The sequence below is a fragment of the Mesorhizobium sp. M0571 genome (assembly GCF_040320985.1).
Taxonomy (GTDB): Bacteria; Pseudomonadota; Alphaproteobacteria; order Rhizobiales; family Rhizobiaceae; genus Mesorhizobium.
In genome coordinates, this window is record NZ_JAMYQT010000008.1 from 47,571 (window position 1) to 63,252 (window position 15,682).

At 64.6% G+C, this 15,682-nt stretch carries 15 protein-coding genes; 11 read left to right on the top strand and 4 right to left on the bottom strand.

The genetic code is table 11. From position 1 onward, the window contains the following. Positions 1 to 199: 199 nt before the first annotated feature. The 8 genes from NKI85_RS12055 to lpxK all read left to right on the top strand — a co-directional run bounded on the left by NKI85_RS12055 (position 200) and on the right by lpxK (position 8,712). Positions 200 to 1,588 (top strand): aminotransferase-like domain-containing protein, encoded by a 1,389-nt coding sequence (locus NKI85_RS12055; RefSeq protein ID WP_352525448.1) that lies wholly within the window; start codon positions 200 to 202, stop codon positions 1,586 to 1,588. 58 nt (positions 1,589 to 1,646) lie between these two features. Continuing rightward, the gene (locus NKI85_RS12060; RefSeq protein ID WP_352525447.1) at positions 1,647 to 2,897 is read left to right on the top strand and encodes an NAD(P)/FAD-dependent oxidoreductase; all 1,251 of its coding nucleotides are present in this window, start codon (positions 1,647 to 1,649) and stop codon (positions 2,895 to 2,897) included. Positions 2,898 to 3,128: 231 nt separating this feature from the next. After that, positions 3,129 to 4,472 (top strand): TldD/PmbA family protein, encoded by a 1,344-nt coding sequence (locus NKI85_RS12065; protein ID WP_352525446.1) that lies wholly within the window; start codon positions 3,129 to 3,131, stop codon positions 4,470 to 4,472. Continuing rightward, positions 4,459 to 5,265, top strand: coding sequence for a 3'(2'),5'-bisphosphate nucleotidase CysQ (locus tag NKI85_RS12070; protein ID WP_352525445.1), 807 nt, complete (start codon positions 4,459 to 4,461; stop codon positions 5,263 to 5,265). The genes NKI85_RS12065 and NKI85_RS12070 overlap by 14 nt, the downstream gene beginning before the upstream one ends. A gap of 73 nt (positions 5,266 to 5,338) precedes the next feature. After that, the gene (locus NKI85_RS12075) at positions 5,339 to 5,584 is read left to right on the top strand and encodes a DUF4170 domain-containing protein (RefSeq protein WP_352525444.1); all 246 of its coding nucleotides are present in this window, start codon (positions 5,339 to 5,341) and stop codon (positions 5,582 to 5,584) included. A 5-nt stretch (positions 5,585 to 5,589) separates the two neighbouring features. Next, positions 5,590 to 6,369 (top strand): lysophospholipid acyltransferase family protein, encoded by a 780-nt coding sequence (locus tag NKI85_RS12080; RefSeq protein WP_352525443.1) that lies wholly within the window; start codon positions 5,590 to 5,592, stop codon positions 6,367 to 6,369. Further along, on the top strand, positions 6,366 to 7,682 hold the full coding sequence (waaA, locus tag NKI85_RS12085) for a lipid IV(A) 3-deoxy-D-manno-octulosonic acid transferase (protein ID WP_352525442.1): 1,317 nt from the start codon (positions 6,366 to 6,368) through the stop codon (positions 7,680 to 7,682). The genes NKI85_RS12080 and waaA overlap by 4 nt, the downstream gene beginning before the upstream one ends. A gap of 1 nt (position 7,683) precedes the next feature. Then, on the top strand, positions 7,684 to 8,712 hold the full coding sequence (gene lpxK / locus NKI85_RS12090; protein ID WP_352776772.1) for a tetraacyldisaccharide 4'-kinase: 1,029 nt from the start codon (positions 7,684 to 7,686) through the stop codon (positions 8,710 to 8,712). 275 nt (positions 8,713 to 8,987) lie between these two features. Here the strand turns inward: lpxK and NKI85_RS12095 are convergent, their stop codons facing one another. After that, positions 8,988 to 9,221 carry a DUF2093 domain-containing protein gene (locus NKI85_RS12095; protein ID WP_031193470.1) on the bottom strand — a complete coding sequence of 78 codons (234 nt, stop codon included), beginning with the start codon at positions 9,219 to 9,221 and terminating at the stop codon, positions 8,988 to 8,990. A 130-nt stretch (positions 9,222 to 9,351) separates the two neighbouring features. Next, complete coding sequence (locus tag NKI85_RS12100; protein ID WP_352525440.1) at positions 9,352 to 10,278, bottom strand: LysR family transcriptional regulator; 927 nt, start codon at positions 10,276 to 10,278, stop codon at positions 9,352 to 9,354. 91 nt (positions 10,279 to 10,369) lie between these two features. Here NKI85_RS12100 and NKI85_RS12105 point away from each other — a divergent pair, with 91 nt between their 5' ends. Continuing rightward, positions 10,370 to 11,263 (top strand): DMT family transporter, encoded by an 894-nt coding sequence (locus NKI85_RS12105; protein WP_352776773.1) that lies wholly within the window; start codon positions 10,370 to 10,372, stop codon positions 11,261 to 11,263. Between the two features lie 79 nt (positions 11,264 to 11,342). Then, positions 11,343 to 11,687 (top strand): DUF2185 domain-containing protein, encoded by a 345-nt coding sequence (locus NKI85_RS12110; protein ID WP_352776774.1) that lies wholly within the window; start codon positions 11,343 to 11,345, stop codon positions 11,685 to 11,687. Positions 11,688 to 11,722: 35 nt separating this feature from the next. On the opposite strand, the gene mutL is transcribed toward NKI85_RS12110, so the two are convergent. Further along, entirely contained in the window at positions 11,723 to 13,591 is a 1,869-nt protein-coding gene (mutL, locus tag NKI85_RS12115; RefSeq protein ID WP_352525435.1) for a DNA mismatch repair endonuclease MutL, read from the bottom strand. A gap of 88 nt (positions 13,592 to 13,679) precedes the next feature. Beyond that, on the bottom strand, positions 13,680 to 14,582 hold the full coding sequence (locus NKI85_RS12120; RefSeq protein ID WP_352525434.1) for a LysR family transcriptional regulator: 903 nt from the start codon (positions 14,580 to 14,582) through the stop codon (positions 13,680 to 13,682). Positions 14,583 to 14,686: 104 nt separating this feature from the next. Between NKI85_RS12120 and NKI85_RS12125 the strand changes: the two genes are divergently transcribed. Further along, positions 14,687 to 15,676 (top strand): zinc-dependent alcohol dehydrogenase family protein, encoded by a 990-nt coding sequence (locus tag NKI85_RS12125; RefSeq protein ID WP_352776775.1) that lies wholly within the window; start codon positions 14,687 to 14,689, stop codon positions 15,674 to 15,676. Positions 15,677 to 15,682 lie beyond the last annotated feature (6 nt).

Genomic DNA, 15,682 nt, shown 5'->3' on the forward strand with positions numbered 1-15,682 from the left:
TGTATGCTCACACAATCGATCTCTAAAGAACCATAGATGCAGACAAGTTTGGCCGTCAAGCCGATTTTTTCTAAGTTGTGTGAGATTTTTCGATCGGATTTTGAGAGTAGGCGTCAGACAAGCGCTATTGTCCGGAGCGTTGTCTTATGCTAGATGCGCCGGTAGCCAAAGTGTCAACACACCGAATCCGCCAATCCGCATGCTTCAGGACCTGCAACTCGCCTCGGATGAAGGCCCGGTCTATCGCCGCCTTGCCGACGCTATTGCCGAACGAATCACGTCCGGCACGCTTGCGGTTGGCGACCGCCTGCCGCCACAGCGCGAGATCGCCCGCGCACTGGGCATCAATGTCACCACGGTGACGCGCGCATTGTCGACGCTCCAGCAGCGCGGCCTGCTCGACGCGCGGCCCGGACGCGGCACAACGGTCGCTGCCCGCAACGGCGGCGAAAGGCCAGGTTTCGTGTCAGCGCCGAGCGACGACACCGGCGTCATCGATCTTTCCGTCAACAGACCTGCGACGTCGGCCTATCTCGACGCGTTGGGGCTGTTATTGCCGCGCCTGTCCAAGGACCGGCACTACGCCACGCTTCAGGACTATCACCCGCCCGAGGGGCCGCTTTGGGCGCGGGCGGCAATCGCCGAGTGGATGCGACCGGTGGCGGGGGAAGGCGATCCCGGCCGCGTGGTGCTGGCGGCGGGCGCCCAGCATGGGCTGGATTGCGTACTTGGGGCGGTGACCAGGCAGGGCGAGGTCGTGCTCGCCGACGAAGTGACCTATCAGGGCATCAATGCACTGTGCCGGGTGCATGGGCTCGATCTGAGAGGCGTCGCCATGGACCGTGGCGGCATGCGGGCCGACGCGTTCGACGCGGCCTGCGCGCAGCTTCGCCCACGCGCGGTCTTCCTGGTCCCCACGCTTCACAATCCGACCACCATCACGCTGGTCGAGGAACGCCGGCACGAGCTGGTGGCTGTGGCCCGCCGCCACAACGTCCTCATCATCGAGGATGATGTCTACCGCCCGCTGGCAGACAATCCGCCGCCATCGCTTGCCAGCCTCGAGCCCGAATTGACGGTTCACGTCGGCGCCTTGTCGAAATGCCTTGCCCCAGGGCTGCGGCTCGGTTTTGTTATCGCGCCACGCGCCATAGCCGGCCAGGTTGCAGCGGCTTTGCGCATCAACTGCTGGAGCATCAGTCCTTTGACTGCACTGATCGGCGCGCGGCTGATAGAAGAGGGCTTGGCGGCGCGCATCATAGAAACGCAGAAGCAGGAGCTTCGCCAGCGCCAGGCCATCCTCACCGAAATCCTCGGCCGCTACGATGTCCAGAACCACCCAACCTCGACGCATGCCTGGCTGCGCCTTCCGGAGCCGTGGCGGGGCGCGGGTTTCGCTCGTACCTGCCTGGAACGTGGCGTTGCCGTGCTCCCGGGTGATGCCTTCGCGGTTGGGCGCGAGCCGGTACAGCACGGCGTGCGTATCAATGTCGGCGCCGCGCGCTCGCTCGACGATCTGCGCACGGCCCTGAACACGATGGCCGAACTGTTATCGGCCGGCCATCTGCAATTGCCTGGCTTCGTCTAGATCATGATCCCAAAAGGTGGGAGCAGGGTTTCGGAACATCATGGTCAAGGATACGGTGGTGGCAACATCTGAGACCACTGACATCGCCATCATCGGTGCCGGCGTTGTTGGACTGGCGACGGCACTCCGGCTCGCAGTTGACGGTCGCGAAGTCCTGCTCATAGACGCCAATGAGCCGGGCTCCGGCGCCTCTTTCGGCAATGCTGGAACGCTTGCCGAATATGCCTGCATGCCGGTAGGCAATCCGGCCGTGCTGCGCTCGTTGCCAAAACTGCTTCTCGATCCGGACAGCCCCTTCGCGCTGCGCTGGGCAGCATTTTTCCAGGTCGCACCCTGGCTGCTCCGCTTCGTGCGGCAGTCGCTTCCAGCCGCCACGCGCGCCAATGCGCTGGCACTCGCGGGGCTTCTTGCCGAAGCCCTGCCCGCCCGGGAGGAGATGGTGGAGGAGGCCGGCATGGCAGACCTGCTGCGACGCAATGGCTGTCTGTACTTGTATCGTCGCGAGAGCGATTTCGCCAAGGCTGCCGGCGGCAGGGCGCTACGCGCCGGGTTTGGCGTCCATCAAGACGTTCTGACGCCAGCAGCGGTGGCCGCGCTGGAGCCCGGCCTCCCCCCAACCGGGGCCAGCGGACTGTACTTCCCGGACTCGATGAATGTCACCGATCCGAAGAAAATGATGCGGCGGTTGCTCAATGCCGCGACCGACAGCGGCGTTTCGGTGGCGCAGGCTGAGATAACCGGACTGCGGGTCGAGGCGGACGGTGTCAGGCTCAGCGGTTCCGGCTTTCGCGTCAAGGCGAACACGGTGGTGATCGCCGCGGGCGCGAAATCACAGGCGTTGGCGATGCAGGCCGGCGACAGGATCCCGCTCGAGACCGAACGCGGATATCATCTCGAATTCCCGACCGAAGCGCCTGTGCTCAATCGTCCGGTCTGTCCTGTCGATCTCGGCTTCTACATGACGCCGATGACCGGCCGGCTGCGTGTTGCCGGAACAGTCGAACTCGGCGGGCTTGCAGCGCCGGCAAATCCGCGCCGGCTGGCACTGCTCGATCGCGGTGTCCGGCAATTCTTTCCCCAACTCGGCCAGCCCTCATCCGAATGGCTCGGGTTCCGGCCGTCGCTGCCCGATTCCCTGCCGGTTATCGGTCCGTCGCGCGCCAGCTCCAGGGTGATCCACGCTTTCGGTCACGGCCACCTCGGCCTGACACTCGCTCCGATCACTGCACGCCTGGTTGCCGAGCGGATCAGTGGTCGCGGCGATCCAGGGCGTGTCGCGACGTTTTCGGCTGATCGCTTCCGCGCCTGACCGATCGAAGGTCACGCCTTCCGGTTGATCAGACCAGCCTAATGCGCAAGATCAAAGATCTACATGGTCTTTATGTGCGTCAAGAAGAACGGACGGCGCTATAGATCGGTCGCGCCGACCTCAGCCGATGCATCTGATTGCCTTCTCCCATTGCAGAAAGCGCACCGGGACAATAGATGGTGCATCAGCGGTTGCCCCTGCAGCCGGCCGCAAATAAACAGGATTATGTGCATGACCGATACGCTCGACGCAGCGAAATTGACCGATCGCGTCGCGGCCCTGGTCGAGGCTGCCAAACGGGCCGGCGCCGATGCCGCCGATGCGGTCGCGGTGCGCGGCCGTTCGACCGGCGTGTCGGTCCGGCTCGGCAAGGTCGAAGGCACAGAGGCGTCCGAGAGCGAGGACGTCTCGTTGCGTGTCTTCGTCGGCAGGCGGGTGGCGAGCGTCTCGGCAACGGCCGCGTCCGACCCTAACATGCTGGCCGAGCGCGCCGTCGCCATGGCCAAAGTGTCGCCTGAGGATCCCTATCAGGGTCTCGCCGATCCGGTCCTGCTGGTCAAGAAGCCACGCGACCTCGATCTGTTCGATGCCACCGAGGTTTCGGCCGACCGATTGAAGGAAGCAGCCCTTGCCGCGGAGGCGGCGGCGCTTGCCGTCAAGGGCGTCACCAATTCGGCCGGCAGCGGTGCCAGTGCCGGGCTTGGCGGGCTGGTGCTCGCCACTTCGCACGGTTTTGTCGGCCATTATGTCGCCTCGCGCTTTTCGCGCTCGACCAGCGTGATCGCCGGCGAGGGCACCGGCATGGAGCGCGATTACGAATTCTCCTCGCGCCAGCATTTTTCCGATCTCGACGCGCCGGAAGACATCGGCCGCAAGGCCGGTGAGCGTGCCGTACGCCGCATTGGCGCGCGCAAGGCTGCGACCGGGCCGGTCGACGTGGTGTTCGATCCGCGCGTGGCGCGCGGCATTGCCGGCCATCTCGCAGGTGCCATCAATGGCGCCGCGGTGGCGCGCAAGACCAGCTTTCTGCGCGACATGATGGGCAAGAAAGTAGCTTCGGCCGCAATCACCGTCAGCGACGAGCCGCTCCGGCGCCGCGGACAGGCCTCGCGCCCATTCGACGGCGAAGGCGTCGAGGGCGAAAAACTGTTCATGGTCGACAAGGGCGTGCTCAACCACTGGTTCCTGTCGACCTCGGCGGCGCGGGAACTAGGCCTCGTCACCAATGGGCGCGGCTCGCGCAACGGCTCCTCGGTCTCGCCGTCATCGACCAATCTCGCCATTGAGCCCGGCGAAAACACGCCGGAAGAGCTGATCAAGTCGCTCAAGACCGGTTTTTACGTCACCGAAGTGTTCGGCCAGGGCGTCGACATGGTGACAGGCGAGTATAGCCGCGGCGCTTCCGGCTTCTGGATCGAAAATGGCGAGCTGGCCTATCCCGTTGCTGAGGTGACCATCGCCTCCAATTTGAAGACCATGTTCCTCAACATGGTTCCGGCGAGTGATCTCGACCGCAATTTCGGCACCGCTGCACCCACGCTTTTGATCGAAGGAATGACCCTTGCCGGAGCTTGATCCGGTCGTCTCGGCCGGCGCTGCTGAAGACCTGCCGCTGCTGCGCGACGCTGCCCGCGAGGCGGGCCTCATCGCTATGCGCTACTTCAACAACAACCCGCAAGTGTGGATGAAGGGCGGCACCTCGCCGGTCAGCGAAGCCGACCACGCCGCCGACAAATATCTGCGCGAGACCTTGCTGGCGGCCCGGCCGGACTATGGCTGGCTGTCGGAGGAAACCGTCGACGACCCGGTAAGGCTTGTCGCGCGCCGCACCTTCGTCGTCGATCCGATCGACGGCACGCGCGGCTTCCTCGAGGGCCTGCCCACGTGGTGCGTCAGCGTCGCGGTGGTCGAGAACGGCCGCACGCTTGCCGGCGTGCTCGACTGCCCGGCGAAGGGCGAAATCTATTGGGCGCTGCCCGGCGAGGGCGCATTCCTGAACGGCAAGCGCATCGGCGTGCGTCCGCCGACGGAAACGGCCGAAATCGCCGGACCGAAGCCGATGATCGACCTGATGCCGGCGAGATGGCACAAACGGCTGAAGCGCGTGCCCTATATTCCTTCGCTCGCCTACCGGCTGGCGATGATCGCCGGCGGCCAGCTCGATGCCACCTTCGTCAAGGCCAACGCGCATGACTGGGACATCGCCGCGGCCGACCTCATCCTGCGCGAGGCAGGCGGCGCCTTGCTCGATCGGCACGGCCGCGCACCGCTCTATGCCGGCGAGGTGATCCGCCACGGGTCGCTCGCCGCCGGCAGTGGCGAACTCCTCACCGTGCTCGCCGGCGTCATCGCCGGGCTGGACAATTGAACATTATCAACGGTTCCAAAGTCGGCAGCTTTGGTCTAGACCTGTCCCAACTCACGATATGTGAAGGATCGACATGGCCGCTGAAGACGGAAAGAAACAGCTGTTGCACCTGGTGTTCGGCGGCGAACTCAAGAAGCTGGGCGGCACCGAATTTCGCGATCTCGACGCGCTCGACATCGTCGGCATCTATCCGGACTATCAATCGGCGCACGCCGTCTGGAAGGCCAAGGCGCAAGCCAGCGTCGACAATGCCCATATGCGTTATTTCGTCGTTCACCTGCACCGGCTGCTCGACCCCGAAAACAAGGCTGCCGGTTGATATCGATGAACCATGAATCGGTGAAGCGATCAGCCCCGCGGTCGGCGGTCAGACGTCGCAAGCCGAAGACGTTCTGGCGCAAGATCCGCGAACCGCTGGCGCAGTCGCGATTCGTCAAGAATGCCATTGCCGCCCTGTTTGCGTATTTCGTCCGCCTTGTCCGCCTGACCAACCGCATGGTCGACGGATCGGCGAAATTTTCCGGCGGCGCCTATGCGCAGCTCGAGCCCGGCATCATCGCGCTCTGGCACGGCCAGCATCTGCTGACCCCGGCCTATTATCCCAAAGGACGGCCCTTGGTTGCCATGGTGTCGCGCAGCGCCGATGCCGAGCTCAACGCGTTGATGGTCGAGAAATTCGGCATCGAGGCGGTGCGCGGCTCCGGCGGGCGCGAAAGCGCAAGGCATCTCGACAAGGGCGGCGCCAAGGCGCTCATCGCCCTCAAAAAGTCGCTCGCCACCGGCAAGAACGTCGCCATGATTGCTGATATTCCCCACGGCACGCCGCGCGATGCGGGGCTCGGTGTCGTTCTTCTGGCGCGGCTGTCCGGCCGGCCGATCCTGCCTGCCGCGATAGCCACCAGCCGCCGCAAGGTGATCGAGGGCAGCTGGGACAAGACGACGATCAACCTGCCCTTCGGCCGCTCCTCGATCGTCGTCGGCACGCCTGTCTTCGTGCCGGCCAACGCCGACGCGACGGAAATGGAACGCAAGCGCCAGGAGGTTACGGCCTCGCTCAATGCCGCAACCGCCGAGGCCTATCGCCTTGTGGACGGTTCGAAATGAGTGTGCGCTGGGCGCGCGCCTTCCTGACCGCATACCGTTTCGCGGGGGCCGCCGCCTACCCGTTGGCCGGGCCTTATGTCGCCTGGCGCACGTCCAGAGGCAAGGAGGATCGCATTCGCCGGCGCGAACGCTACGGCGTCGCCGGACGCGAGCGCCCCGAAGGCCCGGTGATCTGGATCCATGCAGCCAGCGTCGGCGAGACCATCGCCGTCGTGCCGCTGGTCGAGAGCATTCTCGATTACGGCGTCAACATCGTCCTGACGACGGGCACGGTCACCTCGGCACAGGTCGCCGAAGAACGTCTGGGTGACCGCATCATCCACCAATATGTGCCGCTCGACCTCAAGCCGGCGGTCAGCCGCTTCCTCGACCATTGGCAGCCGGACCTGGCGATCATCGCCGAATCGGAGATCTGGCCGATGACCATCCTGGAACTCGGCGCCCGCCGCGTGCCGCAGGTTCTGGTCAATGGCAGGCTGTCCGACCGCTCCTTCAAATCCTGGAAGAAGCGCGCCAACATCGCCGAAGCATTGTTCGAAAATCTCGCCCATGTCGTCGCCCAGTCGGATCTCGATGGCGAGCGCTTCCTTTCGCTCGGCGCCCGGCCGGTCACCGTATCCGGCAATCTCAAGGTCGACACCGCGCCGCCGCCGGTCGACGAACGGGCGCTGTCGGCGCTGAAACGCCAGATCGGCGCCCGCCCGACCTGGGCGGCGATCTCGACCCATGACGGCGAAGAGGTGGTCGCCGCGGAAGTTCACGCCATGCTGCACAAGCGGCATCACGGGCTTTTAACCATCATCGTGCCGCGCCATCCCGATCGCGCCGAGCAGCTGGCCGCGCAGATTTCCGGCATGGGCCTGAAGCTGGCGCAGCGCAGCAAGGGCGACAGGATCACCGCCGATACCGATATCCTGCTCGGCGACACGATCGGCGAGATGGGGCTTTATCTGAGGCTGACGGAAATCGCCTTTGTCGGCCGTTCGCTCACTTCCGAGGGCGGCCAGAACCCGCTGGAACCGGCCATGCTGGAGACGGCGGTGCTTGCCGGCCGCAACGTCCAGAATTTTCGCGAGGCCTATCAGCGCCTGCTCGACAGTGGCGGCGCCAAGCTGGTGCGCGACCGTGATATGCTGGCCGGCGCAGTCAATTTCCTTTTGACCAACGAGGCGGCCCGCCATGAGATGATGGCGGCGGGTGCGGCGACCGTCGACGAGATGCGCGGTGCGCTGGCACACACGCTTAGGTCGCTCGAGCCTTATATCCAGCCGCTGGTCGTCAAGTCGCGCCTGAAGGGCGCAAACGGGCGCTGACGTGACCTCGGAAGCGCCACCCTTCTGGTGGGAAGAGCCGGACTGGCGGGTCACGGCGCTGTCGCCGCTCTCCGCCGTCTATGCGCTTGTCGCCGGTCGCCGCATGCGGCACGCGCCGCGCGAAAAGGTCGAGGCGCCGGTGCTCTGCGTCGGCAACTTCACCGTCGGCGGCACCGGCAAGACGCCGGTGGCGATCGCATTGGCCGAACAGGCCCGGCGCATGCAGCTCAATCCCGGTTTCCTGTCGCGCGGCCATGGTGGCTCCTTTGCGCAGCCGCATATCGTCGATCCGCACCACGACGCCGCCAAGCATGTCGGCGACGAGCCGCTGCTTCTGGCCGAACACGCGCCGGTCGCGGTGACGCCGAACCGGGCCGCCGGCGCCAGACTTCTGCTGGAAAAGCTCGGCTGCGATTTCCTGATCATGGATGACGGTTTTCAGAGCGCGCGCATCCACATCGACTATGCGCTGGTCGTCGTCGACGCGCGCTATGGCATCGGCAACGGCAGCGTCATCCCCGGCGGGCCGCTGCGGGCAAACATCGTCGACCAGCTGGTCTTCACCAGCGCGTTGCTGAAGATGGGCGAGGGCACCGCGGCCGACACGGTCGTGCGCCAGGCAGCGCGCGCCGGGAGGCCGATCTTCGAGGCGCACACCGCCCCGAGCAGCAAGGTGACGCTGGCCGGCAGGCGGTTCCTGGCGTTCGCCGGCATCGGTCATCCCGACAAGTTTTTCGACACTGTCCGCGAGGCCGGCGGCGAGCTTGCGCTGACCAAATCGTTTCCTGACCATCATTTCTATGGCGAGGACGAACTTGCCGAATTGGCGGCGACGGCGCGTAAAGCCGGGCTTGGCCTCATTACCACCGCCAAGGACGCTGCCCGCCTGCGTCATGGCGCAGCGCCGCCGGAATTCCTCGACCGGCTCGACGTGCTGGAGATCGACACCGTCTTCGAGCTCGACCACGTGCCGCAACGCATCATCGACGAGACACTGGATGCATGGCGGCAGCGCCGGCTGAGAGGCTGACCAGCAGCTGAGCACCGAGGCGATGCGGGGACGGGGATTTTGCATCTTTCCGCTGGTCGCGGCATATTTTGTTCTTGCTTTGTGCCGGCAGCTATGCTACTAATGCAGCTATGCTACTAATTTGGACATGGTGATGATTCGCCGACGACCCGCGCTCGAGCCCCGAGGCGGGTTTTTTGTTGTGAGATAACCTCTGAGGCCGGTGTTGTCGGCCTGACTTCGGGGCAGAGAGGGGCGCAAAGGATCGCAGCGGGGCGACTTCCATTTGCGTCAGACTACCGTCGGCGGCGCAGTTCCGGATGCGCTTCGATCTCACGGCGCAGCGAGGCGGCGGCATTCAAATAGGGTTCCTGCCTGGCGACACTCCAGTATTTGAGCTCGTCGAGCGGAATGCTCTCGCCGGTCACCGCGCAGCGCACGAAGGCGCCGGGGCTGGTCACCTGGAAGTCGCCGTCGAGGTAGCGGATGCGGGCTTCCTTGCCGCCGGGGCCTTCGAACCGGTTCATCATGGGGTGGTGCCGAAATTCATGACGATGTCATCGCCACAAATTGCGGCGAGGTCAAGCTTGGTTGGCCTTGCTTGGTTCTGTTTCCCGTGACACTTGCTCGAACAAGCCGGCAAAGCGGATGCCCGGCATCTCATTCCTCAGCCGTGATAAACTGCCCGATCTTCTCCGCTGCCAGCCCGGCTTGGACTGCGATGCGCCGGGCGAGCTCGGCGGCGGCAGCGCGCGGCCGCCCCAGCGGCCGGTCGAGCCAGTAGGATATCGGGCTGAGCGCACTGCGTTCGTCTACGGCGACGATGCGGCCCGAGTTCAACTGATCCACCGTCAATGGCGGACGCGCCAGCGCAATGCCGAGCCCGTGCGCGGCGGCGTCGAGTACGAGATTGTAATCCTCGAAACGGCGATCGTGCGGCCGCGGCCGATAGTCCATTTCCTGCGCCGCAAACCAGGCGCGCCAGGCCGAAGCGTCGGAATCGTTGATCACCGGAAATTTGAGCAGCCGGGCAGGATCTCCGCGGCCGATCTCCTTGGCCAATTCCGGGGAGGCGACCGGGAACACATATTCCTCGAAAAGTTGCACCGAGATCCGGCCCGGAATGCGGCCGCGCCCGCAGCGAATCGAAAGGTCGATACCCTCGTCGGCAAGATCGCCCTGGCGGATGTCGACGTCGAGCACGATGCGCAGCTTGGACGGGTGGTTCTCCAGCACCGCCATGCGCGGCATCAGCCACAGCCCGCTGACCGAGGGGATCGAGGTCAGCCGCACCACCGCCGTGCCGCGCGGCTCGATCCAGCGATCCGAATTGCTGGCGATCAGGGCGAAGGCTTCGGTGGTGCGCAGATGCAGGCGATTGCCCTCGACGGTCAGCGAGACGCCGCGCGCGCCGCGATCGAACACTTTCAGCCCGAGCCAGCCCTCGAGCTTGGCGATCTGCCGGCTGACGGCGCCATGGGTGATGTTGAGCTTCTCGGCCGCCGCCGAAAAGCTGCCGGTGCGCGCCGCGGCATCGAAGGCGCGCAAGGTTTCAAGCGGCAGCATCGGGTCTAAGCTGTGATCCATAGTCACAGGTGATCCTCGATTTGTTCGTTTGTCAACCGGCTCACTATGGCGTTTTCTCTGTTTCATGGCATTGAATCGTGGGGACACCGAGATGAGCGTTTACACCGGCACGTTGAATCCGACACAGCGGATGGATAACACAGCGGTCATCGCGGTGGCGCTGACGGTGGTTGGCTGGGCCTCTGCTTTTCCGGCGATCCGCGCCGGCCTCGCCGCCTTCGGGCCGCTGGAGCTTGGCGCGCTGCGCTTTGCCATCGCTGCGGTTCCGGCGGCGATCTTCCTTGCCATCAAGCGGCCGGCTCTGCCCAGGCTCGACGAACTCTGGCGCTTTGCTTTCGGCGGCTCCATTTTCGTCGCCTTGTACACGGTGATGCTCAATTTTGGCGAGCTGACCGTTTCGGCCGGTGCCGCCGGCTTCATCATCAATGTCAGCCCGATCTTCACCGCCATCATGGCCATGGCGCTGCTCGGCGAACGCTTCTCAGGCCTTGCCTGGGCCGGCACATTCCTGTCCTTCGCCGGTATCGGCATCATCGCCATGGGCGAGGGGCAAGGATTGCATTTCAACAATGGCGCGTTGCTTGTCCTCGGCTCGGCGCTGTGCTCGGCCGTCAACACCATCGTCCAGAAGCCGCTGTTTGCGCGCCATCACCCGCTGACGATCTCGGCCTCGAACATGGTGCTTGGCGCGCTCTGCCTGGCGCCCTTCCTGCCGAGCGGCCTTGCGCAGGCGGCGGTCGCCGATACCGCCGGTCTCGGCGCTGTCATCTTTCTCGGCATCGTGCCCAGCCTGATCGCCTACGCCGCCTGGGCAACGGCACTTTCCCGCCTGTCCGCCGCGCGTGCTTCGAACTTCCTCTATCTGGTTTCGCCGGTGGCCACCCTGATCGGCTTCTTCTGGCTGGGCGAAGTGCCGACCTTGCTCGGCATCATCGGCGGCGCGCTGGCGCTGGGTGGCGTCATCGTGGTGAATTTGAAGAGGTAATTACCTCAAATGCTTGACCGCTGACTACACATGGCAGCTGATCCTGATTAGGAATAAGGGCGCCATCAGTGAGCTTAGAATGCCCAAGACGTTTTTTCGGGACGCGTCAACGTTTCGCCCAATAGCGGTCGGTTACGGTAGTTGTATCGCGTCAGATCGCATTACCGTAGATGGCACACAAGTCGGCTATCTGTATCGTGAAACACCAGACGGTCCGATTGATAGCGGCTGGCGCTTTTTTTCTGGTGATGAATCTGACGAATATGTCAACAATCCGAATAACTTAAGCCTATTCGATGTTAACACAATTGCGAACTACGACCCGCTCATTACCCCTTGTCTAGAGGCGCCTTGCGGAAGTGCCTTTTTTCGAAGTGAGGGGAAGTTTGTCTATGAGAAGTTCGACCCCCCAGATGATGCCTAGAGCCGTCCATTTGGAGGCCGCTCAATGCGATCCCCTCATCGCCGCCCAAACAGCCGCTCGATATCCGCCAGCTTGAGCTCGATATAGGTCGGGCGGCCGTGGTTGCAGGTGCCGGAGCCCGGCGTCGCCTCCATCTGGCGCAGCAGCGCGTTCATCTCTTCGGGCTTGAGCAGGCGGCCGGAACGCACCGAGCCGTGGCAGGCCATGGTCGCGGCTATTTTGTCCAGCCGCCCTTTCAGCGTGTCGACCGTGTCGTTGTCGGCGATCTCGTCGGCAAGGTCGCGCACCAGCTGCTGGACATTGGTCTCGCCGAGCATCGACGGCGTCTCGCGCACCGCGACGGCACCCGGGCCGAAGCGCTCGATGCCAAGGCCGAAGCGGGCCAGCGTCTCGGAGTGCATGGCGAGCCGTTCGGCATCTTCCTCCGGCAGGTCGACGATCTCGGGCAAAAGCAGCATCTGCGACGGCACGGCGCGCGAATGCAGCGCATTTTTCAAGGCCTCATAGACCAGCCGCTCATGCGCCGCATGCTGGTCGACGATGACAAGCGAGTCCCTGGTCTGGGCAACGATGTAGTTCTCATGCACTTGCGCGCGCGCGGCGCCCAATGCCGTGCCGAGCAGCGTCTCTGCCGCCTGGTCCTGCCCGGCACGCGCGTCGGCACTGTGCAGCGGGCCGGCGTCGAACGCCGCTTGATCGTCTTCGCCGAATCCGCCATTTGCAGCATCGCCAAGACGCGTGTCCAGCGGACGCTGCGGCGAACGGGCGGGATCGAACCCGGCAAAGCCGGAAGCCCGATAGGCCGCCTCGTAGCTGCGGTGGCCGTTGGCCGGCCCGCCATGCGCATAGGAGGCAGCCCCTGGCCGGAACGCCGCCATCATGCCGGCAGCGCCGGTGGTGGCGGCGCGGATGCCGGCATTGGCCAGCGCTTCACGGATGGCGCCGACGATCAGCCCGCGCACCAGCCCCGGATCGCGGAAGCGGACGTCTGCCTTGGCCGGGTGGACGTTGACGTCGACGATTGCCGGATCCAGCGTCAGGAACAGCACGGTGACCGCATGGCGGTCGCGTGGCAGCACGTCGGCAAAGGCGCCGCGGATAGCGCCGGCGATCAGTCTGTCGCGCACCGGCCGGCCGTTGACATAGGCGTATTGCTGCAGCGCGTTGGCGCGCGTGAAGGAGGGGACCGAGACATGGCCGGCGAGATGCACACCGTCCCGCACGGCGTCGATGGCAATCGCATTGTTCGGAAAGTCGGCCCCCATCACCTGCGCCACCCGGCGCAGCCGGCCTTCGGGGCCGCCCTCGGTCGCCGGCAGTTCCAGCGTCGAGCGGTCCGGCCCGGCCAGCGTGAAGCGCACGGCGGGGAAGGCGATGGCGATGCGCTTGACCACGTCGCCGATGGCCGAGCTTTCGGCGCGCTCGCCCTTCATGAATTTGAGCCGCGCCGGCGTGGCGAAGAACAGGTCGCGCACCTCGACCGTGGTGCCGCGATTGGCGGCGGCCGGCTTCACGGCAGAGACGCGACCGCCGTCGATGCCGATCTCGGCGGCGCTGTCCCCCGACGCGGTGCGCGAGCGGATCGACAGCCGCGCCACCGAGCCGATCGACGGCAAGGCCTCGCCGCGAAAGCCAAGCGAGCGGATGTCGTGGATGTTGTCGGCGAGCTTGGAGGTGCAGTGGCGCGCGATCGCCAGCGCCAGTTCCTTTTCCGGAATGCCGGAGCCGTCGTCGCTGACGCGGATCAGGTTTAGCCCGCCGCCGGCGGTGACGATCTCGACGCGCGTCGCGCCGGCGTCGAGCGCGTTCTCGACCAGTTCCTTGACCACGCTTGCCGGACGCTCGATGACTTCGCCGGCGGCGATCTGGTTGATCATCGTTTCGGAAAGCTGGCGGATGGGCATGGCAGCACTATAGGCGGATTCGTGGTCGATGCGGGAGGGCAGAATTGAGGAAATCCACGCCGCGGGCCGCGACGGGCCGCTCGTGCATTCAAGTCATGAGTTTGGGCAGCGCTGCCGCCAGTGCATCGACGGCAAGGCGGACTTTCATCGGCAAGTGGGGCGTCTGCAACCACAGCGCATGAGCGTCATAGAGAAACCTCGGCTGTTCCGGCAACAGCGGGACGAGTACGCCGGCTTGAATGCGCTCGCGAACCATCCAGTATGGCAGCCAGGCGAGTCCCATGCCGGCGGCCGCGGCATCGGCGATGGCATCGAGATCGTCGAGCCGTAATCTGCTGACGGGCCTGACCTCCGCCGCGGGCTGGCCGTTGCGCGGAAACAGCCACGGCTGAACGGCACGCCCGGAACGGCGGTAGATGATCGCATGATGGCGGCCGAGGTCATCTATCGCCTGCGGCTGGCCGTGCCTATCGAGATAGGACGGCGACGCGCAGACGACCATGTGCTGGCGCGCGATGCGACGCGCTATCACCCCGGTCTGGTCCTCCAGATCGCCCGTGCGGACAGCGAGATCGCAGCCATCCTCTGCGAGATCGGCGATGGCATCGCTGAACGACAGGTCAAGTTCCAGCGCCGGATATTGCTGCGCAAGCCCGAGCAGGATCGGGGCAACGCAGCGCCGGCCGAAATGCACCGGCATGAGGACACGCAGCTTTCCGCGCGGCTCGGCAAGCTGGTCGGCCGCGAGTGCATCCGCGGCCTCCGCTTCAGTAAGCACCAGCCTGCAGCGTTCATAATAGGCGCGCCCGAAGTCTGTCAGGCTTTGGCGGCGCGTGGTCCTGTTGATAAGGCGCACGCCCAGACGCTCCTCGAGAAACCGGACATGCTTGCCGACCATCGGTCCGGACAGATCGAGAGCGGTCGCCGCGGCCGCGAACGAGCCCAGGTCGACGGCTTTGACGAACACGGCCATGCTGGTAAGGCGATCCATGATTCAAAACTTCCAGTTTCTACTGCTCTACTCAAGCGGCTATTTATCCGCCTCACTGCCGCTGGCATAGCATATTCAGTTCAAATATTTTTGAGTTGTGACCGATGGCGCGTGTTGTTCGCTTTTATGAGCTTGGTGGTCCCGAGGTTCTGCGCATCGAGAATGTCGACATGCCTGCGCCTGGGCCGGGCGAGGTCCAAATCCGTGTCAAGGCGTTTGGCATAAACCGGGCCGAGGCACTGCTGCGTTCGGGCACTTACATCCAGACCGCGCCGTCGCCTTCCGGCCTTGGGCTTGAAGCGGCGGGTATCGTTGAAACGGTCGGCGAAGGCGTGGACGGGTTTGCGCCGGGCGATGCCGTCAGCGTCGTGCCGCCATTGTCGATGGTCCGCTGGCCTGCCTATGGTGAGATTGCCACATACCCCGCCGAGCTCGTCGTCAAGCACCCGCCATCGCTGAGCTTGGAAGAGGCAGCCGCCGCGTGGATGCAATATCTCACGTCCTATGGTGCGCTGATCGACATTGCCAAACTTGGCAGGGAGGACTTTGTCGTCATCACCGCGGCATCGAGCAGTATCGGACTTGCCGCGATCCAGATCGCCAACATGGTTGGCGCGACCCCGATCGCGGTCACGCGGACGTCTGCCAAGAAGCGGGCTCTGCTCGAGGTCGGCGCCGCCCATGTCATTGCTTCAGCGGAAGAAGATCTGGAAGCCCGGCTGAAGGAAATCGCCGGCCCGGAGGACATCCGAGTGGTGTTCGACGCAGTCGGCGGCCCGATTTTCGAGCCTCTGACGGCTGCGATGGCACGGGGTGGCATTCTCATCGAATATGGCGGTTTGAGTCCCGAGCCGACACCGTTCCCGCTGTTCGCCGTGCTGGCCAAGACGCTGACGCTGCGCGGCTATCTCGTCCACGAAATCACTAGCGATCCGGCGAAGCTGGAGGCTGCCAAGGCGTTCATTTTCGATGGCCTGATGTCGGGATCGCTAAAGCCGGTAATCTCCAGGACCTTTTCGTTCGACCAGATCGTCGAGGCGCATCGCTTTCTGGAGTCGAACGAACAATTCGGCAAGATTGTCGTGACGGTTTGACCGGGC